The 25,455-nt window shown below is 61.6% G+C and carries 21 protein-coding genes; 10 read left to right on the top strand and 11 right to left on the bottom strand.

All coding sequences use genetic code 11. The annotated features are described in order from the left end of the window. Window positions 1-5: 5 nt before the first annotated feature. Window positions 6-1,430 (bottom strand): 30S ribosomal protein S12 methylthiotransferase RimO, encoded by a 1,425-nt coding sequence (gene rimO / locus AB3X39_RS03665; protein ID WP_369415993.1) that lies wholly within the window; start codon window positions 1,428-1,430, stop codon window positions 6-8. 95 nt (window positions 1,431-1,525) lie between these two features. Here rimO and AB3X39_RS03660 point away from each other — a divergent pair, with 95 nt between their 5' ends. Further along, a complete protein-coding gene (locus tag AB3X39_RS03660) occupies window positions 1,526-2,845 on the top strand; it encodes an Hsp70 family protein (protein ID WP_369415992.1) in 1,320 nt (439 codons plus the stop codon). Between the two features lie 92 nt (window positions 2,846-2,937). Here the strand turns inward: AB3X39_RS03660 and AB3X39_RS03655 are convergent, their stop codons facing one another. Further along, a complete protein-coding gene (locus AB3X39_RS03655) occupies window positions 2,938-3,366 on the bottom strand; it encodes a YchJ family protein (RefSeq protein WP_369415991.1) in 429 nt (142 codons plus the stop codon). Between the two features lie 39 nt (window positions 3,367-3,405). Between AB3X39_RS03655 and yaaA the strand changes: the two genes are divergently transcribed. Continuing rightward, complete coding sequence (gene yaaA / locus AB3X39_RS03650) at window positions 3,406-4,188, top strand: peroxide stress protein YaaA (protein ID WP_369415990.1); 783 nt, start codon at window positions 3,406-3,408, stop codon at window positions 4,186-4,188. Here the strand turns inward: yaaA and AB3X39_RS03645 are convergent. The 9 genes from AB3X39_RS03645 to AB3X39_RS03605 form a co-directional block, all read right to left on the bottom strand. Further along, the gene (locus AB3X39_RS03645) at window positions 4,181-4,543 is read right to left on the bottom strand and encodes a TfoX/Sxy family protein (protein ID WP_369415989.1); all 363 of its coding nucleotides are present in this window, start codon (window positions 4,541-4,543) and stop codon (window positions 4,181-4,183) included. The two genes, yaaA and AB3X39_RS03645, sit on opposite strands and share 8 nt — an antisense overlap. A 15-nt stretch (window positions 4,544-4,558) precedes the next feature. Then, a complete protein-coding gene (locus tag AB3X39_RS03640) occupies window positions 4,559-4,975 on the bottom strand; it encodes a TRL domain-containing protein (protein WP_369415988.1) in 417 nt (138 codons plus the stop codon). Between the two features lie 120 nt (window positions 4,976-5,095). Continuing rightward, window positions 5,096-8,098, bottom strand: coding sequence for a hybrid sensor histidine kinase/response regulator (locus AB3X39_RS03635; RefSeq protein ID WP_369415987.1), 3,003 nt, complete (start codon window positions 8,096-8,098; stop codon window positions 5,096-5,098). Between the two features lie 27 nt (window positions 8,099-8,125). Beyond that, window positions 8,126-8,728 carry a cyclic nucleotide-binding domain-containing protein gene (locus AB3X39_RS03630; protein WP_369415986.1) on the bottom strand — a complete coding sequence of 201 codons (603 nt, stop codon included), beginning with the start codon at window positions 8,726-8,728 and terminating at the stop codon, window positions 8,126-8,128. A gap of 23 nt (window positions 8,729-8,751) precedes the next feature. Further along, entirely contained in the window at window positions 8,752-10,635 is a 1,884-nt protein-coding gene (locus AB3X39_RS03625; RefSeq protein ID WP_369415985.1) for an ABC transporter ATP-binding protein, read from the bottom strand. A 17-nt stretch (window positions 10,636-10,652) separates the two neighbouring features. Then, on the bottom strand, window positions 10,653-11,993 hold the full coding sequence (locus tag AB3X39_RS03620) for an ABC transporter permease (RefSeq protein WP_473964886.1): 1,341 nt from the start codon (window positions 11,991-11,993) through the stop codon (window positions 10,653-10,655). After that, a complete protein-coding gene (locus tag AB3X39_RS03615; protein WP_369415984.1) occupies window positions 11,993-12,985 on the bottom strand; it encodes an ABC transporter permease in 993 nt (330 codons plus the stop codon). The genes AB3X39_RS03620 and AB3X39_RS03615 overlap by 1 nt, the downstream gene beginning before the upstream one ends. A gap of 1 nt (window position 12,986) precedes the next feature. After that, complete coding sequence (locus AB3X39_RS03610; RefSeq protein ID WP_369415983.1) at window positions 12,987-15,239, bottom strand: ABC transporter substrate-binding protein; 2,253 nt, start codon at window positions 15,237-15,239, stop codon at window positions 12,987-12,989. Further along, window positions 15,239-16,180, bottom strand: a complete 942-nt coding sequence (locus tag AB3X39_RS03605) for an LD-carboxypeptidase (RefSeq protein WP_369415982.1) — start codon at window positions 16,178-16,180, stop codon at window positions 15,239-15,241. The genes AB3X39_RS03610 and AB3X39_RS03605 overlap by 1 nt, the downstream gene beginning before the upstream one ends. Window positions 16,181-16,317: 137 nt before the next feature. Here AB3X39_RS03605 and AB3X39_RS03600 point away from each other — a divergent pair, with 137 nt between their 5' ends. From AB3X39_RS03600 to AB3X39_RS03565, 8 genes are all read left to right on the top strand, one after another. Then, window positions 16,318-17,115: a gamma-glutamyl-gamma-aminobutyrate hydrolase family protein gene (locus AB3X39_RS03600; RefSeq protein ID WP_369416171.1), complete on the top strand. Its 798-nt coding sequence runs from the start codon at window positions 16,318-16,320 to the stop codon at window positions 17,113-17,115. Then, window positions 17,109-18,482: a glutamine synthetase family protein gene (locus tag AB3X39_RS03595; RefSeq protein ID WP_369415981.1), complete on the top strand. Its 1,374-nt coding sequence runs from the start codon at window positions 17,109-17,111 to the stop codon at window positions 18,480-18,482. The genes AB3X39_RS03600 and AB3X39_RS03595 overlap by 7 nt, the downstream gene beginning before the upstream one ends. A 34-nt stretch (window positions 18,483-18,516) precedes the next feature. Continuing rightward, the gene (locus AB3X39_RS03590) at window positions 18,517-19,938 is read left to right on the top strand and encodes an aspartate aminotransferase family protein (RefSeq protein ID WP_369415980.1); all 1,422 of its coding nucleotides are present in this window, start codon (window positions 18,517-18,519) and stop codon (window positions 19,936-19,938) included. A 103-nt stretch (window positions 19,939-20,041) separates the two neighbouring features. Then, window positions 20,042-21,160: a polyamine ABC transporter substrate-binding protein gene (locus AB3X39_RS03585; protein WP_407069341.1), complete on the top strand. Its 1,119-nt coding sequence runs from the start codon at window positions 20,042-20,044 to the stop codon at window positions 21,158-21,160. 1 nt (window position 21,161) lies between these two features. Next, window positions 21,162-22,268, top strand: coding sequence for an ABC transporter ATP-binding protein (locus AB3X39_RS03580; RefSeq protein ID WP_369415979.1), 1,107 nt, complete (start codon window positions 21,162-21,164; stop codon window positions 22,266-22,268). Continuing rightward, the gene (locus AB3X39_RS03575) at window positions 22,265-23,185 is read left to right on the top strand and encodes an ABC transporter permease subunit (RefSeq protein ID WP_369415978.1); all 921 of its coding nucleotides are present in this window, start codon (window positions 22,265-22,267) and stop codon (window positions 23,183-23,185) included. The genes AB3X39_RS03580 and AB3X39_RS03575 overlap by 4 nt, the downstream gene beginning before the upstream one ends. Beyond that, window positions 23,182-23,988, top strand: coding sequence for an ABC transporter permease (locus AB3X39_RS03570; RefSeq protein ID WP_369415977.1), 807 nt, complete (start codon window positions 23,182-23,184; stop codon window positions 23,986-23,988). The genes AB3X39_RS03575 and AB3X39_RS03570 overlap by 4 nt, the downstream gene beginning before the upstream one ends. Window positions 23,989-24,022: 34 nt before the next feature. After that, window positions 24,023-25,450, top strand: a complete 1,428-nt coding sequence (locus AB3X39_RS03565; protein ID WP_369415976.1) for a DUF3138 family protein — start codon at window positions 24,023-24,025, stop codon at window positions 25,448-25,450. Window positions 25,451-25,455 lie beyond the last annotated feature (5 nt).

Here is a 25,455-nt window from a genome sequence, read left to right as displayed (position 1 = left end):
GGGGTTCAGATCGGCAACGCGATCAAGTCATGGCCTTCAGCCGCAACGACGCGCGCCCGGGTGAACTCACCCACCTTGAGCTGCTTGCTGATCTTCTCGGGCGGCAGCAAACGCACGGTACCGTCGATCTCTGGTGCATCGGCAAACGAGCGCCCCACCCCACCTCGGCGGCCCATGGCCGGTGCGCTGTCCACCAGCACTTGCATGGTCGCGCCAATGCGGCGCTTGAGCTTCTCGGTCGAGACGCTTTCAGCCACCGCCATGAAGCGCGCCCGGCGCTCTTCGCGCACAGCGTCCGGCAGCGCACCCTCAAGGGCATTGGCTGGGGCGCCTTCGATGGGCGAATAGGCAAAACAGCCCGCACGGTCGATCTGCGCCTCTTTCAAAAAGTCGAGCAAGTACTCAAACTCCGCCTCGGTTTCGCCGGGGAACCCAGCGATGAAGGTCGAACGCACCACGATCTCGGGGCAGATCTCGCGCCACTTCAACAAGCGCTCCAGATTCTTCTCACCGCTGGCTGGGCGCTTCATGCGCCGCAGCACGTCAGGGTGCGCGTGCTGAAACGGCACGTCGAGGTAGGGCAACACCAGCCCTTCAGCCATCATCGGCACGATCTCATCGACGTGCGGGTACGGGTAGACATAGTGCAGCCGCACCCAAGCGCCGTGCTGCTTGGCCAGCTCGCCCAGCTGCGCCACCAAGTCCAGCATCTTGGTCTTGACCGGCTTGCCGTCCCAAAAGCCGGTGCGGTATTTAACGTCCACACCGTAGGCCGAGGTGTCTTGGCTGATGACCAACAGCTCTTTGACGCCGCCTTCAAACAGCGCGCGCGCTTCGCTCAGTACATCGCCCACGGGGCGTGAGACCAAATCGCCGCGCAGGTTCGGGATGATGCAGAAACTGCAACGGTGGTTGCAGCCTTCGCTGATCTTCAAGTAGGCGTAGTGCTTGGGCGTCAGCTTGACACCCGCGCCCTTGATGCCACCGGGCACCAAGTCGAGGAAAGGATCGTGCGGCTTGGGCACATGCTGATGCACCGCGTCCATCACCTCTTGGGTGGCATGCGGTCCGGTCACGGCCAAGACCTTGGGGTGAATCTGGCGCACCAAGTTTTCACCGCCTTCGGCCATCTTGGCACCCAAGCAGCCGGTGACGATCACCTTGCCGTTTTCGGCCAAGGCCTCACCGATGGTGTCGAGGCTTTCCTTGACCGCGTCATCGATGAAACCGCAGGTGTTGACGATCACCAGATCAGCACCTTGGAAGGTCTTGCTGGTGGTGTAGCCCTCGGCCGAGAGCTGGGTCAGGATCAGCTCGGAATCAGTCAGCGCCTTGGGGCAGCCCAGCGATACAAAACCGATGCGCGGTGCCGAAGACGTTGACGAAGAAGTTGTCGAAGAAAAGGATGGGGAAGATGCAATGTCGCTCATGGGGCGGCATTGTCCCCGAGATGGCCTCAGCTCGCCCACGTATGATGCGCGCCCCTTGCTGCCTCCCGTGCTTGAACACCCGCACAGCTGCCCCGATGACACACCTGAAGACTGATCCCGCCCTCGCGTTCTGCGCCATCGACTTTGGCACCTCCAACTCGGTCATCACCGTGCCAAGCCCAACGCAGCCCGGTGTCATGCAATTGGTACCGCTCGAACAGGGCCTGCCGACCATGCCGACCGCTGCCTTTTACCTCGCCGAAGGCCCGGATTTACAGAATTTTCCGCGCATGTACGGCCGAGCCGCCGTGGCCGCCTATGTCGAAGGCATGGAGGGCCGCTTGTTGCGCTCCATGAAAAGCGTGCTGGGTTCGAGCTTGATGGATCAGCCGACCGACATCGGCGCCGGGCGTCAAGTACGCTTTGCCGAAGTGATCGGCACCTATTTGCTGCACCTCAAATCGGCCGCTGAAAAGCAAGCCGGGCAGCCGCTGCGCCGAGTGGTGATGGGCCGGCCGGTCTACTTTGTCGATGGTGATCCGGTACGCGACGCCCAAGCCGAGGCCTCGCTGGCCGAAGCGGCTGAGGCCGTCGGTTTTGAAGAGATCCACTTCCAATTTGAGCCGCTCGCGGCAGCCTTCCACTACGAAGCCCAGATCGACGCTGAGCGCTTGGTGTTGGTGGCCGACATCGGCGGCGGCACCTCCGACTTCTCGGTGGTGCGGGTCGGGCCGAAGCAACGCCAACGCTTGGACCGGCGCGACGATGTGTTGGCCAATCACGGGGTGCACATCGCTGGCACCGATTTTGACCGTCGCATCGAGCTGGCCAGCATCCTGCGCGAGCTGGGCTTTGGCGCCATGGGCCCGTCCATCCACGGCAAACCGCCGCGTGAAGTGCCCAGCCGGGTTTATTTCGATCTGGCCACGTGGCACTTGATCAACCCCCTCTATCGCGCATCACACATCCACGAAGTGCGCACCATGAAGGGCGACTACGCCAACCCGAAGCACCACAGCCGGCTGCTTAAAGTGCTGACCGACCAACTCGGCCACGACCTGATTGGCCGCGCCGAACGCGCCAAGATCGAAGTCGCCGCTGGCGGCAACACCCAGATCGATTTGGGCTTGGTCGAGCGCGGTTTGACCATGGAGCTGGACGGCCACCACGCCTTGGACGCCTTGCGCACCGACATCGACCGCATCACCCACGCCGCCCTTGAAACCGTCGCCATGGCCCACCTGCAACCCTCGCAGATCGACGCCATCTACTTCACCGGCGGCTCCACCGGCCTCAAACCGCTCACCGAAGCCCTCGCCGCCCGTTTCACCGCCGCCCAACCCGTCCACGGCGAACGCCTCGCCAGCGTCGCCACGGGTCTCGGCCTCTTCGCGCAAAGGCTGTTTGGGGGCTGAGAAAGCTCACTGCGCGCTTTTAAAGCGCCGCTGGTTGTGCGTAGGGGCGGACTATTCCCCTTCGGGCCGCGCCCCGGCCGCACTGATCCAGATCAGCTCACATCTCCATCCACATAAACCCAGCGGCCTTCGAGGCGCACAAAGCGGCTGGTTTCGTGCAGGCGAAAAGCGCGGCCGCTGAGTTTGTTGCGGGCGACGAATTCGACGCTGGCGTGGTCGGGATCGTCGATGTGGTGGTGGCGGACTTCGAGGCCAAGCCAACGCAAACCGGGTTCGTTGGGCGTGAGATCAGCGGGGCAGGTGTCGGGGTGCCACGTGGCCCGCACGTAGTCGAGCAAACCGAGCACGTAGGCGCTGTAACGCGAACGCATCAGGCTGGCGGCGTCAGGGGCTTGCAGGTGCAGCGCCCCTTGGTGATAGCGCCCGCAGCAGTCAGCATAAGCCGCAGCCCGGCCACAGGGGCAGGCATCCTTGGCGGCGAGAGCAGAAGGAGCGGTATGGGTCGAGGTTGTTCGGGACATACGCCTGATTATCGGGGGCCGCCGCTATCATCCCGCCCCATGCTATTTCTGCTTTCGCCTGCCAAATCGCTTGATTTCGAGACCCCCACGGCGGTCCACGCCACCAAGCCGGCTTACAGCCACGAGGCGGCGGCGCTGATGGAGCTGCTGCGCCCGCACACCCCGGCACAACTGGCTGAGTTGATGGATGTGTCGGAGGCGCTGGCGCAGCTCAACGTGGCCCGCTACGCCCTATGGCGGCCCAAGGCAACCCCGAACAACAGCAAGCCCGCCGTGCTGGCCTTCAACGGTGATGTCTATGACGGTCTGCAAGCGCGCAGCCTGAACGCCGAGGACTTGGCTTGGACGCAGCAACATCTGCTGATCCTCTCCGGGCTTTACGGCGTGCTGCGCCCCTTGGATGCGCTGCAACCCTACCGATTGGAGATGGGCACTCGCTTGGCGAACCCACGCGGCAAAGACCTCTACGCTTGGTGGCGCGCCATCATCGCCGCCGACCTGAATCAGCGCCAGCAGCGTCTGTCCAAGCCGGTGCTGATCAACCTAGCCTCGCAGGAGTATTTCAAGGCAGTCGATCTCAAGGTGCTGCGCGCCCGGGTGGTCGAGTGCGTGTTTGAGGAGTGGCAAGGCGAGCGCTGGCGCATCGTGAGCTTCCACGCCAAACGCGCCCGGGGCCTGATGATGCGCTGGGCCATCGACCACCGCGCCAGCACGCCTGAAGCCCTCACCGGTTTCGACCGCGCCGACTACGCCCACGACCCAGCCGCATCCACGCCGGATCGGTTGGTGTTTCGGCGCGGGCGGGGGCCTCGATCTACTTAGTGCCCTTGGCCGCTTTCGGTACCTTGGAGACCTTCGGCTTGGGTGCAGGCAGATCGCGGGCGGTGGCTTGGACGAGGGTGCAGAGCCACGAGCGCTCGTCCCAGAGGTCAGCGCTGATGAGGAGATGGGGACGTGCGCCGGGGTATGGCGGGGCTTCAACCACCGGGCCACTGGCTTCGATCAAGCTGCGGCTGGTGGGCGTGTTCTTGAGATAGAGCTGGTCATCGCACACCAGTCCAAAGGGTTTGCCAGCGTGATAAAGGCAGTATTCGCCAAACATCTTGCGGGCTGAGACCACACCGGCATCGCTCAACTGATCCAGCAAAAAATCGATGGTGCTTTGCCGGGTGGCCATGGCGTGAGTCCTGCGTTATTTGGAAGCCGCCACCGCAGGGGGTGTTGCAGCGGGTGTTGCAGCGGGGGGTGTCACGTTGTCGCCAAACACCACCGTGCAGTTGGTGCTGAAGGGGAAGTACCAACGACCGGTTTCACCGATGAGCTTGACAGTGCCAATACCGCCGTCATCCGCAGCGGTCAGGATCGAGCCGTCACCCCAAATGGGGATGAAATAGAAGAAATTGACCGTGCAGGCTTTGCCGCGCTTCATGCTGTTGAGATCCGAGAAACGGATGTTCTCGACGCCCACCGGGCGGTTGTCGGCGTAGCGCAACGAGGTGGCCAAGTCCTTGGTGCTGGCACAGCCACCTAGGCCGCCGGCGGTCGCGCCAAGCAGCAGAGTCAGACCCAGCAGACGGGTCAGCAAGGAACGGGCTGGGGTTGTACGCATAGCGATCATCCTGATACGTTGTGTGGGTATTGTGAACATAGGCCCCATGATAGGGCGTCACAGGCTCATCGGAGCACACGAAGCTGAAAAGCCAGCACCCCCTCAAAACCTCACCTCTTGTCATCGCTCGATCAAGGCCAAACGGTGCGTCAAAGAAAGCAACACCGGGTTTAGATGCGCACACAAGCCATCCAAGGCGATCTTCAAAACATCTTGCGTGGTCGCGCCCTCACCCGCCAAAGCGGCCAAGGTCTCCAAGGCATGCGCCTCCTCGGCCAAAGACACCGCGCCGATCAAGCCACTCAAGCCTTTGAGGGTATGAGCCAGCCGATGCACCCGGACCCAATCACACGCTTGGACATGAACGGGCAAGGCCTCGCTGATCTCTTGTGCTTCGGTGACAAAACGATGCAGGATGCGCACATACAAGTCCGGTTGACCGTCGGCATGGAAAAGGCCCTTGGCCGTGTCGATACCCATATCCGCCAGATCGGGCAAAGCGACCTCAACCCTCACGGGTGCCCCATGTGCGGACTCTGGAAGGGGCTGAGGCGTGGGGTCGTCCGCCAAGATCCAAGGCCGACCATGGGTGCGCAGCAGCTCGAACAAGGCCTCCGGATCGATCGGTTTGGTCAAGTAGCCATTCATGCCTAAATTCAGGCAGCGCACATGTTCTTGCGACATGGCATGCGCCGTCAGCGCCAAGATGGGCAGAGCATCAAACCGAGGCAGCTCCCGCAGGCGCCGGGTGGCCTCGTAGCCATCCATCACCGGCATGTTCAGGTCCATCAACACAACATCGATGTCGCCATCAGGCACTTGCTGAAGGAAGTCGATCGCTTCTTGACCATCCCGGGCCAAAACCACGTCAACACCTTGGCTCGCCATCAACTCAGAGGCCAGCTCTTGGTTGAGCGGGTTGTCTTCGACCAACAGCACGCGCATGCCGTGCAAACCATAAAGCGGCGGCGGTACGGGCGTGATGGACGAAGGCGTGGAGAAGGTGGTTTTGGCCATGCCTGATTCGACCAGCAGGCGAATCGCTTGTGGCAATACCGGCTTCATCAGCACGGTATGACACCCCAGCTCAGCCACCCGCTGATGCATGGCGTCCGAGTCTTCGTCCGACACCACCACCACGGCGGGCTGGAGATTTTCCGCAGCATGGATGGCCTTGAGCAGGGCCTCACCCCCCATGTCAGGCATGCGCCAGTCCAGCATCACGACGTCATACGGCTGGCCATCCTTGGCCGCTTTGTGAAGCTGCGCCAACGCCTCCTGCCCCCCCGATGAGGTGTCCATCACCCCCGCGTCATAGGCCTGCAACAAGCCCACCAAAGCCGCCTGAGCCAAGGGGTGATCGTCCACCACCAAGATCCGCAAAGGGGGCTTGAACGGGTGCAAAAGCCCCCCCGGCAAGGGGGCGAGCGAGACCTTGAGCCGCTGCAAATAGACGTCAAAGCGGAAACATGACCCTTGCCCCAACACGCTTTCCACAGTGATCCCGGACCCGCCCATCGCCTCCACCAATCGCTTGGCGATGGTCAACCCGAGGCCTGTGCCCCCGTACTGTCGCGTGATGGTGCGATCCGCTTGGGTGAATGCCTGAAACAAGGCATTCATTTGTTCAGGGGTCATGCCAATCCCGCTGTCTTCGACCGAAAACCCGAGATGCAACCACCCATCCGCCAGTTCATCAAGCCATTCGATACGCAACCGCACATGCCCTCGGTGCGTGAACTTGACCGCATTGCCCAGTAAATTGGTCAGCACTTGGCCCAAACGCAAGGGGTCACCGCTCAGCACGGGGTCGGGTCCCACCAAGCGAATGTCCGGGGGGTCAAGAATCAGCTCAATGCCCTGCTCTTGAGCGCGCAAGCGCACCATCACAAACGCATGGGCCAAGACTTCTTCGAGTTGAAAACGCCGATGCTCCAAGGTGATCTTGCCGGCCTCGATTTTGGAAAAATCGAGCACATCGTTGATCACGCCCAGCAAGGCCCGCGCCGCGCCGTGGGCCTTGGCAATGAAATCGCGCTGCCGAGGATGCAGTTCTGTTTGCAGGGCCAGATGTGTCATGCCGATGATGGCATTCATCGGCGTGCGAATTTCATGGCTCATGTTGGCCAAGAAGAGTGACTTGGCCTGCGTGGCACTCTCGGCCTCTTGGCGAGCGTGTTCCAAGGCCTGTTGCACCACTTGGCGACGATTCAAGTCATCTTGAACGGCATGCGCCATGGCATCCAACGTGATGGCCAACGACTGCAACTCGACCACCGCCTGAGGCAAAGGCCCGGTACGCGCGTTGTAGAGGCCCTGCTCCAGATCACTGGCCACCCCCCAGAGCCGACGAATGGGATGCAAAACACCGTAGCGAATCAGCTTGTACGCCAGCAAGATGGCCATCAGTTCGATCAGCAACAAGGCCATCGATAGTTGGATATTGCGTCGCACCTCGTTGGTCGCGAACTGCACTTCTTCCAACGTGCGTTGATCACTCAAGTCCAACAACCGTGCCACCGCCTTGGCCAAGTGAGCTTTGAGCAAGTTGTAGTCCGGGCTGTTCACCATCCGACGGGCGACATCGAGGCGTGGCACGGCTTCAGAAACAAGTTCACCCTTACGGAGGTCATACAGCCCTTGTGTCAAGGCAAAGGCTTTTTGGTCGATATGGGCCATCGCCTTGGTCGCCAGCAGCACCTCGTCAAGCGCTTGACTCTCCTCTTCGGTGGCCCCGAGGCGCAAGAAGCGCTCTTGGATCGAAAGCTTGACGCCCTGATTGTCCAATTGATGCGGAATCGTATGGGCGATCACTTCATCCCAATAGGTCGCCGAGGCCATGCCCGCCGGCGCCACCGCCTTGCCTTCACGAATCTTGAGGATGTCGTAGTAATAGATCAGGAAACGGGATTCACCGGTCACGGTGTACATCCGGACCAACTGGGTGAGCTGCTCGGTTTCACGTTGCAGGGCCCCACCGAGTGAAAGAATCCCGGCCCGATGGGCGTGGGCCGCGACCATGCGGTCATGGGCCGTATCGATCCGCCACAGCAAGGCTGCATTGGCCCACAAAGCCCCGAAAAGGCCCGCAAAAAACCATGCGGCAGCAGCCCTTAGTCTCATTGTGGGACGGCTCCTTGGGATGAATGGTCAGTAAGACAACAGCTGCGGCCAAACCAATGTATCGTCATCGATCTTTTTCTTGGGCAAATGGTTGATCAATCGGTCATCGGTATCACGAATCTTGCGGCACAGGCCTCGGGCCAAGCTGGAGATGATCAAGATGAACTGATTGGCATCCATCTGATAGACACCAAGCAGGCTATCGGCTTGAATTTCAATAACCACGCATGCGGTATCGGCCCGGATAGACGCACTGCGCGGCGAGGGATCGATCAAGGCCACATCCCCAAAACAGTCCCCCGGACCCAAGGTGCCAAGCTCCACATAGTCTGGGGAGGCCGCCTCGGGAGAAATCAACAGACTGGCGCTTGAAGGTTGGATGATTTTGTGAATCCCCACCAAACCCGACTCGATCACATACATGCTCGAAGCGGCATCCCCTTGGTGGAACACATGGTCCCCCGGGTTCAAGTGCAGCACCCGGGCATCTGCCAGCAGACGTTTCAAGGCCTCCACCCGAACCCCTTTGAAGACGGGCATCTTTCGAAGCAACTCGACTTGGATGTCCGCGACGCCTTCTTGGGTCGGTTCGCCAATGTGCTGCAAGATGTTTTGCAGCGGTCTGCTCATCGGGGTCAGTGCAGTGGTGGATGTCATGATCGGTTGGTTTGAGAGGAGGGAGCGATTCTCGGCACTGCGGCAAGCAGCGTCTGCGTATAAAGCTGCTGAGGCTGATCCAACACGGCTGTTTGTGTCCCGGATTCGACGATCCGACCACCCTGCATGACAGCAATGCGCTGGGCCACAGCCTCAACCACCGCAATGTTATGGGTGATCAGGAGCATGGCAATGCCGGTGTGCTCTTGCAAGTGGCTGAGCAAATTCAAAATCTGCGCCTGCACCGAGACATCGAGCGCCGAAGTCGGCTCATCGCAGACCAGCACACGCGGCTCAACCACCAAAGCGCGAGCGATGGCGATGCGTTGGCGCTGCCCCCCGGAAAACTCATGCGGCCAACGGGCCAAGACGTGCTCGGACAGGCCCACTTGGTCGCACATCGCCAAGATGCGCTGTCGCCGGGCCGCAGTGCCCAGTTCAGGCCGCAAGGCGCGCAAGCCCTCTTCCAAAATCTCACCCACGCGCCAGCGCGGGTTGAGCGAGGCAAAGGGATCTTGAAAAATCATTTGGATCTTGGCGCGTGCAGCGCGCAAAGCGGCACCTTCCAAGCCGCACAGATCCGCCCCGTCGAGCCGCACCGCGCCCGTCAGGCGCGCACTGCCACGCAGCAGTTGCAACACAGCCCGCCCCGTGGTGGTCTTGCCGCAGCCCGACTCGCCCACCAAAGCCAAGGTCTGACCAGCGTGCAGCTCGAAGCTCACGTCTTTGACGGCCTCAAACCAAGCTTGCTCACCGCGCAAGCGCGCCCACACGTTGGCAGGCAGCGAATAGGCCACGCCCAGATGCTCGACCTTTAAGACAGGTTGGGGCAGCACCGCTGTCGATGCCGACAACGCTGAGGTGGCTGCCGGCGCCACGCTCAGCTCCGGGGCGACCAAGGGCGCCATCACGCAGCGCAGCGCGTGGTCGGCATCCCCGGGCAGCGCCAGCAAAGCCGGCTCACCCTCTTGGCAACGCGCTTGGGCCGAGGGGCAGCGCGGGGCAAAACGGCACGCCGTGAAGCGCTGAGTCAGCGGCGGCACGCTGCCGGCAATGGCCGCCAGTTGTCCGCCGGGCCGGCCCCGTGCGGGCAGCGCTTGCAGCAGCAGCCGGGCGTAAGGGTGACGCGGCGCGGCAAAGAAGGCTTCGGCCGAGGCCACCTCCACGATCTGACCGGCATACATCAGGGCGACGTGATGCGCCATGCCGGCCACCACCGCCAAGTCATGGGTGATCAACAACAGACCCAAGTGCTGCTCGCGCTGCAAGTCCTTGAGGAGATCAAGCACTTGGCGCTGGATCGTCACATCGAGCGCCGTGGTGGGCTCATCCGCGATGAGGTACTCGGGTTCGGCGGCCAACGCCATGGCGATCATGACGCGCTGTTTTTGGCCGCCAGAGAGCCGAAAGGGGTAGTCATCGATGCGCCGTTCTGGCTCAGGGATGCCGACCCGGCGCAGCCAATCGATGGCTTTGAGACGGGCGGCGGCACCACGCAAGGCGGTATGGGTCTCAATGGCCTCCAGCAGTTGCTCACCCACACGCAGCACCGGATTCAAGCTGGTGCCGGGCTCTTGAAAAATCATGCCGATGCGCCCGCCGCGCACCCGGCGCATGGCGCTCTCCGGCAAATCAAGCAATGCTTGCTCATCCAGCCGAATCTGACCGCCCTGCACCACCGCGCCACCCGGCAACAGCCGCATCAAGGCCAAGGCGGTCATGCTCTTGCCGCAGCCCGATTCGCCCACCAGCGCAAAGGTTTGACCGCGCGCCAAGCTGAGCTGCAAACGATCCAAGACATGCAACCAGCCCTCGCCGCCTTGCCCACCGTGCCCGCCTTGGACCGGCACATCCACACTCAGCTCGTCAAGGCTCAACATCTCAGGGCTCCATGGAATCAATGCGTGGTGGAGCGGCGGTTGTCACGCGGATCAAAGGCATCGCGCACCCCGTCGGCAAACAAATTGGCCGCCAGCACCAAGCTGACCATCACGCCAAAAGCCGAGGCAAAAGACCACCACACCAAGGGGTCGCGGCTCATCTCGCTGCGGGCCAAGTTGATCATGCCGCCAAAGCTGTTCAGGCTCGGGTCCACCCCGACGCCCACATAACTCAGCACCGCCTCATAAAGCACCAACCCCGAGAAATCGAGCACCGTGGTGATCAGCACCAGATGCATGACGTTGGGCAACACATGGCGCGCCAAGATACGCCCGTGCCCCACACCAAAAGCGTGCGCTGCTTGGACGTAATCCATCTCGCGCAGCCGTAAGGTCTCGGCGCGCAGCAGCCGGCACAACCCCGCCCAGCCGGTCACGCCCAAAATCACGCAGAGCAAAAAGATCTTCACGTCGGCGCGTTCCAGCGCCGTGGCGAAACGCTCGGGGTGGGCGTCAAGCTGCACTTGCACCATCAAGACAAAGGCGGCGATCAGCAGCACGTTGGGCACCGACGACAGCAGCGTGTACAGGTACTGGATCAGCGCATCCACCCAGCCGCGAAAGTAGCCCGCCAAAAGACCCAGCACCACCGCAAAAGGCAAGGTGGCGACGGTCGAAAGCGTGCCGATCACAAAGGCGGTGCGCACGCTTTTTAAAGCTTGATAGAGCACGTCGTTGCCGGTGCGGTCAGTGCCCAGCACGTGGTAGTGACCGCTCAAAGCGGCCACCAAGCCGGTCAACCCAGCCAACGTCATACAGGTCCAGCGGGCCGCACGCAAGGCCGGTGAGGCGGGCACGGAAGAGCGCAACAGCACCGCCCAAACACCCCAAGCGAGCGCCAGCCCGCCGCCCAAACCCAGCGCCGCCCGCCCCAGCACATCGGGCAGCCAGTCTTGTTCAGGTTGCTCAAGATGCTTGCAGCCGAACTTGAGACGCGGGAAACCGCGCTGGCCTGAAGGCAAGGTTTCCTTTTGGAAGCCGTAGCAGGCCAGCGGCGCTGAATAGCTCACCTCGCGCATCGCCAAAGGACGCGCCAGCACGCTGTCGAGCAAGGACGTGGTGCGACCATCCATGGTCAGATGCACGCTGTCCAGCGCGGCCAAAAGCACAAAGCCCGCCAGCACCAAGGCCGAGCCCAAGGCGGTGGCGTCTTGGCCCACCTTGGCCCAAGCGGCGCGGCGCTCGGGTGTGCGGCGCACCCACAGCACGTACAGGCCCAAAGCCAGCAAGGCCGCCAGCAACACGGCATCGGTCCAGAGCAAGGCGAAGGTCGGCATGGCGTTCATCGAGACATTCATCAAGACATGGCCCCAAGGCGCACCCGGGGATCGACCCAGGTGTAGGCGATATCGACCAGCAAATACGATGCGATGGTCAGCACCGCGCCCAAGAACACCATGGTGCGCACGATGGCAAAGTCTTGCGCGCCGATGGCGTCAATGACATAAGAGCCTAGGCCGGGGATACCGAAGAAGCCTTCAAACACCAAGCTGCCCAAAAACACCGCCGGAATGTAGGCCCCAGCGTTGGTCAGGATCGGGATCAGGGCGTTGCGCAGCACATGCCGGCCGAGCACGATGCTTTCGGGCAAGCCCTTGGCCCGGGCGGTGCGCACGTAGTCGCGCCCCAGCTCTTCGATGAACAAAGCGCGGTAAAAGCGGGCTTCGCCCCCGAGCCTCGCCAGAAGAGACAGCGCCATGGGCAAGAGCAGAAAACGCAGCGCCGACCAGCCTTCGACATAGCCCGAGATCGGGGCCCACTTCAGCACCCGCGCCATCAGCACTTGGCCGACCAAGATGTAGAACAGGCTGGAGATCGACAACATCACCACACACAGCACCACGCCCCAAGTATCGATGCGCGTGCCCCGGAAAAACACCAGCACCAATGCAAACACCGTGCTGGCAAGCAGTTGCAGCCCAAAGATCGGCAGCGCGAGTTGCAGGCTCACACCCATGCGCAAGGCGATCTGGCTGCCGATGTCACCCGAGCTGTCCGAGTCGCCCCGGCCAAAGTTCAGGGTGAACAGCGAGACTGAGCGTTCCCAAAAAATCGTCTCGGTGAACTGCGCCGCGCCGCTTTGCGCGTCGTTGCGATAAAGCGGCTTGTCGTAGCCGCGCTCGTGCTTCCACTTCTCGATTTGATCGGGGGTGACCCGCTTGCCACCGATGTTCAGACGCGCCATGTCGTCGGGCGTATTCACCGTGAAAAAGAGAAAAAAGGTCAGCAAATTGACGCCGATCAGGATCAACAACCCGTAGCCCAAACGGCGCAGCACAAAGCTCAGCATCTCAAGCGCCCTCCTTCATGGCATCCGTTGCTCGATCTGCGGCTGAACCCCGGCGCAGCGCCACGGCCCGCTCACGCTGGCGCCAAGCGCGTCGGCCCAGCCCAACCAAGACGGCCACGCAAGCGGCCAAAGGCAGCAGCGGCCAAAGCACCGGCTGATTCCAGGCGCGCTGCTTCGTCACCCGATCCACGGTGTCGAGCCGGTAGTAACGCAGCATGTCGCGGATCATGATGGCCGGCTTGCCGTTCTTCACCCAAGCGTGGAAGGCGCTGGACGCGTAGGGGAAGGTGCCCCACACCCAAGGCGCGTCCTCGCGCACCAAAGCCACCATCTGATCGATCACCGCCTGCTTGGCCGGGCCGTCGTCGAGCAGTTTGAGCTGCTGATAGAGCTTGTCGAACGCCGGGTTGGCGTAGTTGGCGGTGTTCTCGCCGTCCGAGGCGGTCTTGCCGTTCGGCCCGTAGAGCAAGAAGAGGAAGTTCTCAGCATCCGGGTAGTCCGCCAGCCAGCCCGAGACAAAGATCTGGTGCTGGCCCCGGCGCACCTTGTCTTGGAACTGGTTGTTGTCGGTGGCACGGATGTCGAGCTGGATCCCGAGCTTGGCGAACTGCCGAATCATCCAGTCGAACTCGGCCTTGCGCTCGGGCGAAGGCTGCGCGCTGTAGTCGTAGTTCAGCACCAAGGGCTTGCCGGTGTGCGGATCGCGCCCCTCGGGATAACCGGCTTGCACCATCAACGCCTGAGCGTCTTCGATCGGGCGGCGCTCGATCAGGTCGTTAGGATTGTTCGGGTGGCTCGGGGCGTTTTTCAGCCGATGCGTGATCGGGTTCAGGCCCTCGGGCGTGCCGTGATGCGAGCCAAAGAGCCCCGCTGGCAACGGCCCCATCGCGGGCTCGCCCGCAGCCTTGGGGAAGATGCGCAGGTACTCTTCCCAGTCGATGGCAATGGCGATCGCTTGGCGCAAAGCGCGGTTACTCGCTTGCTGCGCCGGCGTGCTGCCTTGGCCCACCACGGGGTCACTCATGTTGAAGCCGAGGTAGTGGCTGGAGAGATCGACAAAGCGCGGCAGGCGGATACCGCGCTCCTCAAACTCACGCGCCACCTCGGGCGAGTCGTCCTTCTCGACCGCAAAGGCCACACCGTAATCGGGCCGCTCGACCTCGGGCACATCCAAATAGCCTTGGCGGAACTTGGCCTTGAGCGGCACCGCTTCTTTTTCAATCTTGAAGACGACGCTGTCGATGAAGGGCACCGACTTGCCGCAGTCGTCGAGCATGCCGCTGGTGCGGTCCTCTGGGGTGCCTTCACAGGGATAGGTGTCGGGGTGGTAGTTCGGATTGCGTTTCAAGACATGGCGGCGGTCCTGCACCGACTCGGCCATCATGTACGGCCCGGTGCCGACCGGCCAGCGATCCAGTGAGAGGCCACGCGCTGCCATGCCCGGCTGGTTGTAGAAAGCGTCGGCCTCCCAAGGCACCGGGGCGAGGAAGGTCATCGCCATCCAGTACTTCCACTGCGGGTACTTGCCGTGCAAACGGATGCGCAGCAGGTACTTCTCCGGCGCGCTCACCCCTTCGAGTGGCCAGCGGCGAAAGTCCAGAAACGGTTTATCCGGGCTGGCCGGGTCCAAGCCCGCGCGCAGCACCTTATCTTGCTGACGAATCAGCTCGCCGTAGGCCTTCAAGCCGATGACGTATTCCGAAAAGACGCCAAACACCGGCGCGGTGATGCGCGTGGTAGCGTGGCGCTTCAAGGCATAGACAAAATCCTCGGCCACCAGCTCGCGGCTGCCCTGCTCTTCAAAGTCCCACGGTGAGCGCCGCTCGCCCAAGCTTTGGGCATCAAGATGCTGGTAGCGCGGCACAAAGGCGGGATGCGGCTGATAGCGCACGCCGGGCCGGATGCGGATGTCGTACACGCTCTCCACCACCTGCTCGCCGGGGGCGTCCTCAGGCAAAACCTCCCCCTTGGCCCCCAGATAACGCGGGGCCACCACGGCCTCAGCCGCCTTGGGCACCAACTCGTAGGGCCGTTTCAGGTAGTGATAGCCGTAGAGCGGCTCGTAGATGCTGTAGGTGAAAGGCGTCTCGTTGTTGTAGTACGAGGCCGTCGGGTCCAGATGGCGCGGCGAGCGCTCGCTGAACGCGGTGTACAGCGTGTTGCTGGCCGCAGCGCCGTCTTCATGCGGACTGTTGTCACAGCCCCCAAGCCACAAGGCGATCCAGGCCAACAGGCCCCACAGGCATGCGCGCATCACCCCCACGCCACCATCACGTTGCGGCCGTTGGCGAACAGTTCGACCTGCTCGCCCACCGGCAGGGTCACCAAGGTTTGAACATGGCCAAAAGGCAGGCCTGTCAGGATGGGGGTGTCGCACACCGAGCGCAGATGCTCGACCGCGCTTTTCAGGCTGTAGCCCCGGTCGAGCGGCGATTTGCGCCAGCCGCTGAAGTCGCCCAGCAACACGGCCGACTGTTCAGCCAACACACCCGCTTGATGCAGTTGCAGCAGCATGCGCTCCACCCGGTAGGGATGCTCGTTGACGTCTTCCAGAAAGAGGATGCCGCCCTTGATGAGCGGAAAGTGCGGCGTGCCAAGCAGCGAGCACACCATCGAAAGATTGCCGCCCCAGAGCACGCCCTCCTCTTCGAGTCCGTCAAAACCCGCCTCGGTGCGAAAGCCCACCGCCTCCAGCTCGCCCGACATGGCCTCGACAAAGCAGTCCTGCGTCACTTCGTCCACCCCGCCTTCGGTCTGGCTGCGCCCAAAGTGCTCCAGCGCCAAGGGGCCGGCCCAGCTCATCGAGCCGGTGTGCGCCAGCAAGCCCAGATGCAAGGCGGTCAGATCGCTCTGCCCCACCCAATGCGTGCCACGCTCCACGCTGCGCGCCAAAAGGGCCCAATCGATCTGATCCAACAAGCGTGTCAGCCCGTAGCCGCCGCGTGTCGCCAGCGCAATCTCCGGTGCTGCCTCAGCCACCCGGTGCAAAGCGGCCAAGCGAGTGGCGTCATCGCCCGCAAAGCGCTGGTGATGGGCGTTGGCGCCCTCATCCACCGTCACCGCAAAACCCAACGCCTCAAGGCGCTTCACCGCTCGGCGCAACGGCACCACGCTGCGCACCACCCCAGCGGGTGAAAAAAGATGCAGGTGCTGAACCGATGCAGCGGACGAAGAAGGTGTAGCAGCGTGTGACATGGGTGGCGATGATAAAGGCGCGGGCCAAGGAGAAATCGGACCTGGCGTTGGAACACGCTATCCGGCCCTGCAAACTGTATACACTTTGCTTCATGCCTTGGCATACGGTGCATTGCCTACAGTTTGTGAGCTCCTCCATGACGTCCAAAGCAGCTTCTCCCGTCCCTCGTCGCCCCGTTGTTTTGGTGCCGGCCTGCAATCGCTGGTTGGGCCAACATCCCTTCCATGTGGTGGGGCAGAAATATGTCGATGCGGTCCGGCTTGCCGGATGTCTGCCCCTCGTGGTGCCCTTGGCCACCGCCGAAGATGTGCCCGAGCTTCTGGCCCTGGCCGACGGGGTGCTGCTGACGGGCTCGCCCTCCAACGTGCACCCGTCCCATTTCGGCGAGGCGGTGCACAACCCCAGCCTGCCGCTGGACCCAGCGCGCGACGGCTGGACCCTGCCTTTGATTCGCCAATGCATCGCCAGCAAGACGCCCTTGCTGGCGATTTGCCGTGGGTTTCAAGAAATCAATGTCGCTCTGGGCGGCGCGTTGATCCAAGCCGTGCAAGAAGCTGGCCCTTACCGAGACCACCGCTCGGACGATACCCAGCCCGTCGAGCAGCAATACGGTCCGGCGCACGGCGTCCAAGTGGTGCACGGCGGCGTGCTGGCCCCCATGCTCGATGGTTTGATCGATGACCAAGACAGCTTTCGGGTCAACAGTCTGCACGGCCAAGGTGTGGCGCCGAGCGGTTTGGCCAGCGGCCTACGCATTGAAGCGCTCGCACCGGATGGGCTGATCGAAGCATTTTCAGGGTTGGAGCCGAGCCATTTCTTGCTCGGGTTGCAGTGGCATCCCGAGTGGCAAGCCCAGAACAACCCGGTATCGATGCGCTTGTTGCAAGCCTTTGGTACCGCGTGTGCTCACAAGAAAGGGACTCAATCATGGTGACCCGAGCCAACCTCACGTTCAGTGACATGGAGCAATGGCTCAACGAGCACCGGGTCACCGAGATCGAATGCTTGGTGCCCGATCTGACCGGCGTGGCCCGCGGCAAGATCTTGCCGCGCAAAAAATTTACCGAAGACCGGGGCATGCGCCTGCCGGAAGCGGTGGTCGCGATGGGGGTGACGGGGGTTTTTCCGCTGGAAGGACCGTATTACGACGTGATCAGCCCAACCGATCACGACATGCACTTGCAGCCGGACCCGAGCACGGTGCGCATCGTGCCGTGGGCCGCCGACCCCACGGCGCAAGTGATCCATGACTGCTACGACAAGCACGGCAAGATCGTGCCCTTTGCACCGCGCTCGGTGCTGCGGCGAGTGTGCGATCTCTACGCCGCCGAAGGCTGGAGCCCGGTGGTCGCACCCGAGTTGGAGTTTTACTTGGTGGCGCGCAACACCGACCCTGACATTCCGCTCATCCCCCCGGTAGGCCGTAGCGGGCGGGCCGAGACCTCGCGCCAAGCCTATTCCATCGACGCAGTCAATGAGTTCGATCCGCTTTTCGAAGATGTCTACGACTACTGCGAGAAGATGGAACTCAACGTCGATACCTTGATCCATGAAATCGGCGCGGGGCAGATGGAGATCAACTTCTTCCACGACCACCCGATGCAGTTGGCCGACGAGGTGTTCTTCTTCAAACGCACGGTGCGTGAAGCGGCCCTGCGGCACAACATGTTTGCCACCTTCATGGCCAAACCGATTGCGGATGAGCCCGGCAGTGCCATGCACGTGCATCAAAGCGTGGTTGAAACGCTGAGCGGTGAAAAACGCAACATCTTCTCCAACCCCGATGGCTCGGCCAGCGAGCTGTTTTATGGCTACATCGCCGGCTTGCAGCGCTACATCCCGGCGGCGATGGCGCTGTTTGCGCCCTACGTGAACAGCTACCGGCGCTTGTCACGCTTTACCGCTGCGCCCATCAACATTCAGTGGGGCACCGATAACCGCACCGTGGGCATCCGCTCACCCGTGGCGACCCCGGCAGCACGGCGGATTGAAAACCGGGTGATCGGCGCTGACGCCAACCCCTATGTGGCCTTGGCGGTCACCTTGGCCTGCGGTTACTTGGGCATGAAAAAAGGCCTCAAGCCCACCCCGGAATGCAAGGGCGATGCCTACCTTGGTGATTACCAACTGCCGCGCAGTCTGGGCGAAGCGCTGGAAATGCTGCGCCACGAGAAGGACTTGGCCGAGATCCTCGGTGAAGCCTTCATCACGGTCTACACCGAGGTCAAGGAAGCTGAGTACGCCGAATTCATGAAGGTGATCTCGCCTTGGGAGCGCGAGCACCTGCTCTTGCATGTTTGAAGCCTGTTTAAACGTTTGAAGACGGAGACCAGTCATGACTGAGTTGATCGGCCAACGCAGCACCCGTGCATGGCAAGACGCCGACACGGCGCACTTTCTGCACCCCTTCACCGACTTCCAAGCCTTGGCACACAAGGGCTCGCGCATCATCGAAAGCGCCCACAACATCTACCTGCGCGACACCGAGGGCCAACGCATCCTCGACGCCATGAGCGGGCTGTGGTGCGTCAATGTCGGCTACGGCCAGCAAGCGCTGATCGACGCCGCCACCCAGCAAATGGGCCAACTGCCCTTCTACAACAGCTTCTTTCAAACCACCACGCCACCGGCGGTCGCCTTGGCCGAGAAGCTGGCCGCGATCACGCCAGCGCAGTTTCAGCATGTTTTCTTCGCCAATTCGGGCTCCGAAGGCAACGACACCGTGATCCGCGTGGTGCGGCGTTATTGGGATTTGCTCGGCCAACCGGAACGCCACGTGATCATCAGCCGCTGGAACGGCTATCACGGCTCAACCATGGGCGGGGCCTCGCTGAGCGGCATGACGTACATGCACGCCCAAGGCGGTTTGCCGATTCCAGGCATCACCCACATCGGCCAGCCGCATCTGTTTGAGTTCAACCTCCAGCGCCGCAGTGCGGGCTTGCCCACGGTGGAAGAAGCCGAGTTTGGCCAGATGGCAGCGCGCTGGCTGGAAGACAAGATTTTGGAGGTGGGCCCCGACAAAGTGGCCGCTTTCATCGGCGAGCCGGTGCAAGGCGCTGGCGGGGTGATCGTGCCGCCCGCCACCTACTGGCCGGAGATCCAGCGCATCTGCGACAAGTACGGCATCTTGCTGGTCAGCGACGAAGTGATTTGCGGCTTTGGCCGCACCGGGTCGTGGTTTGGCTGCGAAACCATGGGCACCCGCCCTGATCTGATGACCTTCGCCAAGGGCGTGACCTCGGGCTACATCCCCTTGGGTGGCGTGATGGTGGGCGAGCGCGTGGCCAAGGTGCTGATCGAGCAAGGCGGCGAGTTTGAGCACGGCTACACCTACTCGGGCCATCCGGTGGCTTGTGCTGTGGCCTTGGCCAACATCGATCTGATGCAAAGCACGCAGCTGATCGAGCATGTGCGCGACGACATCGGACCTTACCTAGCCCAAGGGTTCGAGTCGCTGCGTGACCATCCGCTGGTGGGTGATGTGCAAAGCTGCGGCTTGATGGCCGCCCTGCACTTGGTGCGGTCCAAGTCAAGCAGCGGGCCTGAAGTGTTTGATCCGCAACTCGGTGTTGGCATGATCTGCCGGGGCCACTGCTTCGGCAACGGTTTGATCATGCGCGCCGTGGGCGACCGGATGATCATTGCCCCGCCCCTGATCATGACCCGCGCCCAGATCGACGACATGATGGTGCTGATCCGCCTTTGCCTTGATCGCACCTTGGTGGATCTGCGCACCCGCAATCTGTGGGTCTGACGCGCCCATCACCCAGAGACACCGATAGACTCACGGCCATTTCATGACCCTGTCGTGAGTCGTGAGTTCCTCACATCCCCCATTGCCTTTCGGAGTTCCTTTGATGAAATCGATGTTCATTCGCTCGATGGCTGCGACTGCCGTGGCCTGGTTGGGGTGTTTGACCGCCCCAGCGGTGCAGGCCCAAGAGGAAGAAAAAGTCCTCAACATCTACAACTGGTCGGACTACATCGCCGAAGACACGATCCACAACTTCGAGAAAGAAACCGGCATCAAGGTTCGCTACGACAACTTTGACAGCAACGAGTTTCTGCACGCCAAGCTGGTGGCGGGCCGTACCGGCTACGACATCGTGGTGCCCTCAGCGCACTGGGCCAAGTTGCAGATCGACGGCGGCTTGCTGCGCAAGATCGACAAGGCCCAAGTGCCGAATCTGAAAAATCTCAACCCCTCGGTGTTGGCACAGCTGGCCCGCATGGATCCGGGCAACGAGTACACCGTGAATTGGCTCTGGGGCTTCACCACCGTGGGGATCAACGTCGAAAAGGTCAAGGCTGCCTTGGGCAGTACCCCGCTGCCAGAGAACGCGTGGGACTTGGTCTTCAAGCCCGAGTACATCTCCAAGCTCAAGTCCTGCGGTGTCTCGTTCCTTGATTCGGCCAGCGAAGTGGTGCCTGCGGCCCTGCACTACCTTGGCAAGCCCTCGTTCAGCAAAAACGCGGGTGACTACACCACCGCGCTGAACTTGCTCAAAACCATTCGACCTTCGGTGACGCTGTTCAGCTCTTCGGGCTACATCAACGACATGGCCAACGGCTCCATCTGCCTGTCACTGGGCTATTCGGGCGACATCAACATCGCCCGTCAACGCGCCATCGACAACAAAACCGGCCAAAACATCCAAGCCCTGCTGCCCAGCACCGGCGGCTTGTTGTTCTTTGACGTGATGGTGATCCCCTCCGACGCGCCCCACCCGGGTAACGCCCACAAGTGGATCAACTACCTGCTGCGCCCGGAAGTGCACGCCAGCCTGACCAACAAGGTGTTCTACGCCAACCCGAACAAAGAGTCGCGCAAGTTCATCAAACCCGAAGTGGCCAGCAACACCACGGTGTTTTTGTCGGATGCCGACATGAAGAAGATGATCGCGCCCGATGCCTTGAACAACGATCTGCGCCGGCTCATGACCCGGACCTACACCGCCTTCAAGACGGGCATGTGACGTGGCGTTCCTCGACATCCAAGATGTCGTCAAGGACTTTGACGGCAGCCGCGCGGTCAATCACATCACGCTGGAGGTGCCTCGCGGCGCGATCTTCGCGCTCCTCGGCCCTTCAGGTTGCGGCAAAACCACCTTGCTGCGCATGCTGGCGGGTTTCGAGACGCCGACCTCGGGACGCATCGTGCTTGATGGGCAAGACCTGAGCGGCATGGCGCCCTACCAGCGGCCCATCAACATGATGTTCCAGTCGTATGCGCTGTTTCCACACCTGACGGTGTGGGACAACATCGCCTTCGGTCTGCAACGCGAAAAAATAGTGCGCGCTGAGATCCAGCAGCGGGTCGAGAGCCTGCTGGCCTTGGTGCAACTGGAAAAGCTGGCCCGACGCAAACCGCATCAGCTCTCGGGAGGCCAACAACAGCGTGTGGCCTTGGCACGCAGCTTGGCCAAACAACCCCAACTGCTGCTGCTCGATGAGCCCTTGGGCGCGCTGGACAAAAAACTGCGCGAGGAAACCCAGATTGAGCTGGTGAACATCTTGGGCAAGGTTGGCGTGACGTGTGTGATGGTCACCCACGATCAGGAAGAGGCCATGACCATGGCCTCACAGATCGCTGTGATGCACGAAGGCCGCTTGATGCAAGTGGGGGCGCCCAGCGAGATTTACGAAACCCCTTGCTCGCGCTTTGTGGCGGACTTCATCGGCAACGTCAATCTGATCGAAGGCCTTGTGGTCGAGATCGCCCCGGATCACACCCTGATCAACACCGCTGATGGCCCGCAACTTGTGGGTCATGGCATCAGCGGCACACCCGGCATGAGCGTGACCGTGGCACTGCGCCCTGAAAAGATTCATCTTTCCCCCCAAGACCAAGAGGGCATGCCAGAAAACCCGGTCAACCGCGTCGCCGGGGTGATCGAAGGCAAGTCCTATTTCGGCAGCCACACGCACTACCAAATCCGCCTACCCAGCGGTCAGAAGATGGTGGTGCACGTCGGGCATGTCGGACCCCCTGCGGCACAGCGCCAGCACGAAGGCTTGTTCGAGCGGGGCCAAAACGTCTGGGCCCATTGGTCACCCTTGGCCCATGTGGTGCTGACCTCATGAAAGAGCGGATGACCCTGTGGATGCAAGGCCGGCACTGGGTCGTGGGCTTGCCCTACGCGTGGCTGATCGCTTTCTTCCTGATTCCTTTCTTGATCCTGTTCAAGATCAGCGTCTCCGAAATGGAGACGGTGCACTTCAAAGACTTGCTGAGTTACACCGATGGTGTGTTGCACATCAAGGTCAAGCTGGGCAACTATCTGGCACTGGCGGGCGACGATCTCTACGTCAAGACCTATCTGGCCAGTCTGCGTTATGCCGCCATCACCACGCTGATCTGCTTGGGGCTCGGATATCCCTTTGCCTACTTCATGGCCCGGGCACGCACCGAGATCCAACCCGTGCTGCTGATGCTGGTCATGCTGCCGTTTTGGACCTCCTTCCTGTTGCGGGTCTACGCCTGGAAAGGCCTGCTGGCTGAGCATGGCTGGGTGCATGAGCTGGTGATGGCCTGCGGCTTGGGGCAACTGCTTTGGTGGTCGGGCGCGATTGAAGAGCCGGGGCAGTTGATGAACAGCCCCTTCTCACTGGTGATCGGCATGGTCTACACCTACTTGCCCTTCATGGTGCTGCCGCTCTACAGCCATCTGTCGAAGATGGACCTGCGACTCTTGGAAGCGGCGGCCGACTTGGGCGCCAAACCTTGGACCGTGTTTCGGACCATCACCATTCCGCTGTCCAAGCCCGGCATCGTGGCGGGCTCGATGTTGGTCTTCATCCCGTGCGTGGGTGAGTTCGTCATCCCTGAATTGCTGGGCGGACCGCGCACCATGATGATTGGCCGGGTCTTGTGGGATGAGTTCTTCTCCAACAACGACTGGCCCATGGCTGCTGCGGTCGCGGTCGTCATGGTCTTGCTGGTGATCGTGCCGTTGGCCTTGTTCAGCCGATCCCAAAACAGCCTTGGAGCGCACCCATGACAGGACGGCTCGCTCGGTTTTGGTTGGTGGCAGTGTTTCTTTTTTTGTACCTGCCGATTTTTTCGCTGGTGCTGTTCTCGTTCAACGACTCCGAACTGCCCAACGTCTGGCGTGGCCTGACTTTGCGCTGGTACCACGCTTTGGGCGCGGATGAGGAATTGATCCAAGGCCTATGGCTGTCGTTGAAGATCGCGTTCATCAGTGCCTCCATCTCGATCGTGCTCGGCACCTTGGCGGCCTATGCGCTGGTCAAGTACCCAGCCTTCAAGGGCCGAGCGCTTTTTGCCGGCATGATCAGCGCCCCCTTGGTGATGCCGGAGGTGGTGATTGGGCTGTCCCTGCTGCTCTTTTTGGTGGCTGTGCAGCGGCTGCTGGGCTTTCCAGAACGCGGTGTGCTGACCTTGGTCTTGGGACACTTGTTGGTCGGATTTGCCTATGCCACGGTGGTGATCAAGGCGCGGCTGGTGGAGATGAACCCGCAGCTTGAAGAAGCTGCCATGGATCTGGGCGCCCACCCCTCGCAAGTCTTTTGGTTGGTGACCTTGCCCCTGATGCTGCCGGCGATGCTCTCAGCGTGGTTGCTGACCTTCACCCTCTCGCTGGACGATGTGGTGCTCTCAGCCTTCCTCTCCGGTCCCGGCTCGACCACGCTGCCCTTGGTGATTTTTTCGCGCGCCCGGCTTGGCCTGAGTCCCAGCATCAACGCCGTGGCCGCCTTGATTGTTTTCGTCGTCTCAGCGGGCGTGATCGCAGCCAGCTACTTCATGGCTCGATCCCAAAAAGTTCGCACGCGAATTGCATAGAACCACAACAAGTACACCCTGTTAGGAGAACCCCATGCCTCACCATCCGACGAAGACGTCCCGCACCGTTGTCACCCTCGCTGCCACGCTTCTGATGTGCGGCTTGGCCGCCTCACCCTGCCAAGCGCAAGCGGCAACCGCCTCATCCGACGCACTGGAGAAGGAAGTGCAAGGCTTGCAGGAACGGCTGCGACTGATGGAAGAACAGTTGGCCGAGTTACGTCACCATCGCAGCCAACTTTCCTCCGAGCTGATGAGTGAGTTGCAAGAACTCAATCGCATCACCATCAAAGCCGAAGCGTTGGAAGACGCCCGCGACGCTGCCGGTCACAAGATGCTCAAGGCCAGCGGCTACATGGATCCGAGTTTTGTGATCAACCGCTCCCAAGACCGGGGTGGCTTCCAGTTCCTCAACCGAGCCGACACCGCTGCTGGGGGCGATGGCTACAACTACGACAACTCGTACTTCGGCACGGCGGTGATCGATTTCCAGAAGGAAACGGACAGCGCCGTCAAATGGCGCCTGACCTTGGCCCCCAACCGGGGCGTGGGCTCGGTGTTTGATGCCTCCTCGCCCGTGCACGAAGCCTCCATTTCTGTGCCCCTGACCGACTTGCAAACCCGCCTCATCGCCGGCCAGATTCCCGACTGGTCGGGCTATGAGTATCTCCAGCCCACCCTGAACAAACTCATCACCCACAACCTGCTGTTCGATTTCACCTTGCCTGCGGCCTATTCCGGAGCGGGGATCGATATCACACGCGGCAAGTGGAGCATCAAATCGGTGTTGGCCAACGTCAACGCCAGCAAGAAAAACCCCCACAACCATGCCCCAGCGCTGGCTTATCGGGTCGATTACTCGCGGGGTGAATTCCAAGGGGTGGGTTTTGCCGGGGTCTTGGGTAAAGCTTCGAATGGCCGGGCCAACGAAGTTGATACCACCACAGGCTTAGCTCTTTTCCCCCAAGATGCCGGCCTCGATACCCAATTGCATCTGTTTGAGGTGGACGGCTACTTCATTCGGGGCGACATCACCTTGCAAGGCCAGTTCAGCATCGGCGGCCAACAGAAAGCAGCCATCACCCCCGGACCCAACGGTGAATTGCGCGACGCCAGTTGGTACGGCGCATCGGTCTTGGGAGCCTACCGTTTGACACCGCGCATGGAGAGCACGCTGCGTATCGATCATTTGAACAACGAACGCAACGGCGGCGGGCTGCTGGGTTATTACGCAGCGGATAGCCGCAACGGCGTGGGGCCGGGGTATGGCGGTGATCCCAATGTGGGTGCCAATCGTTCGGCCGTGACCTTCGGCACGTCGTTCATGCTTGATCTAAGCACCACACTCAAGGCGGAGTACCGCGTCGATTACGCTTCGCAGCCGGTGTTCTATTACATCCAAGACGGCATCTATCGCCCCAAGAACGACATCTTCGGCGTCTCGCTGTTGGTGGCGTTCTAAGCCAG

The organism is Leptothrix ochracea, assembly GCF_041083635.1.
Lineage (GTDB): Bacteria > Pseudomonadota > Gammaproteobacteria > Burkholderiales > Burkholderiaceae_C > Sphaerotilus > Sphaerotilus ochraceus.
Note: the sequence above shows the minus strand (reverse complement) of the source record. Positions and strands in the feature narration are given on the sequence as shown.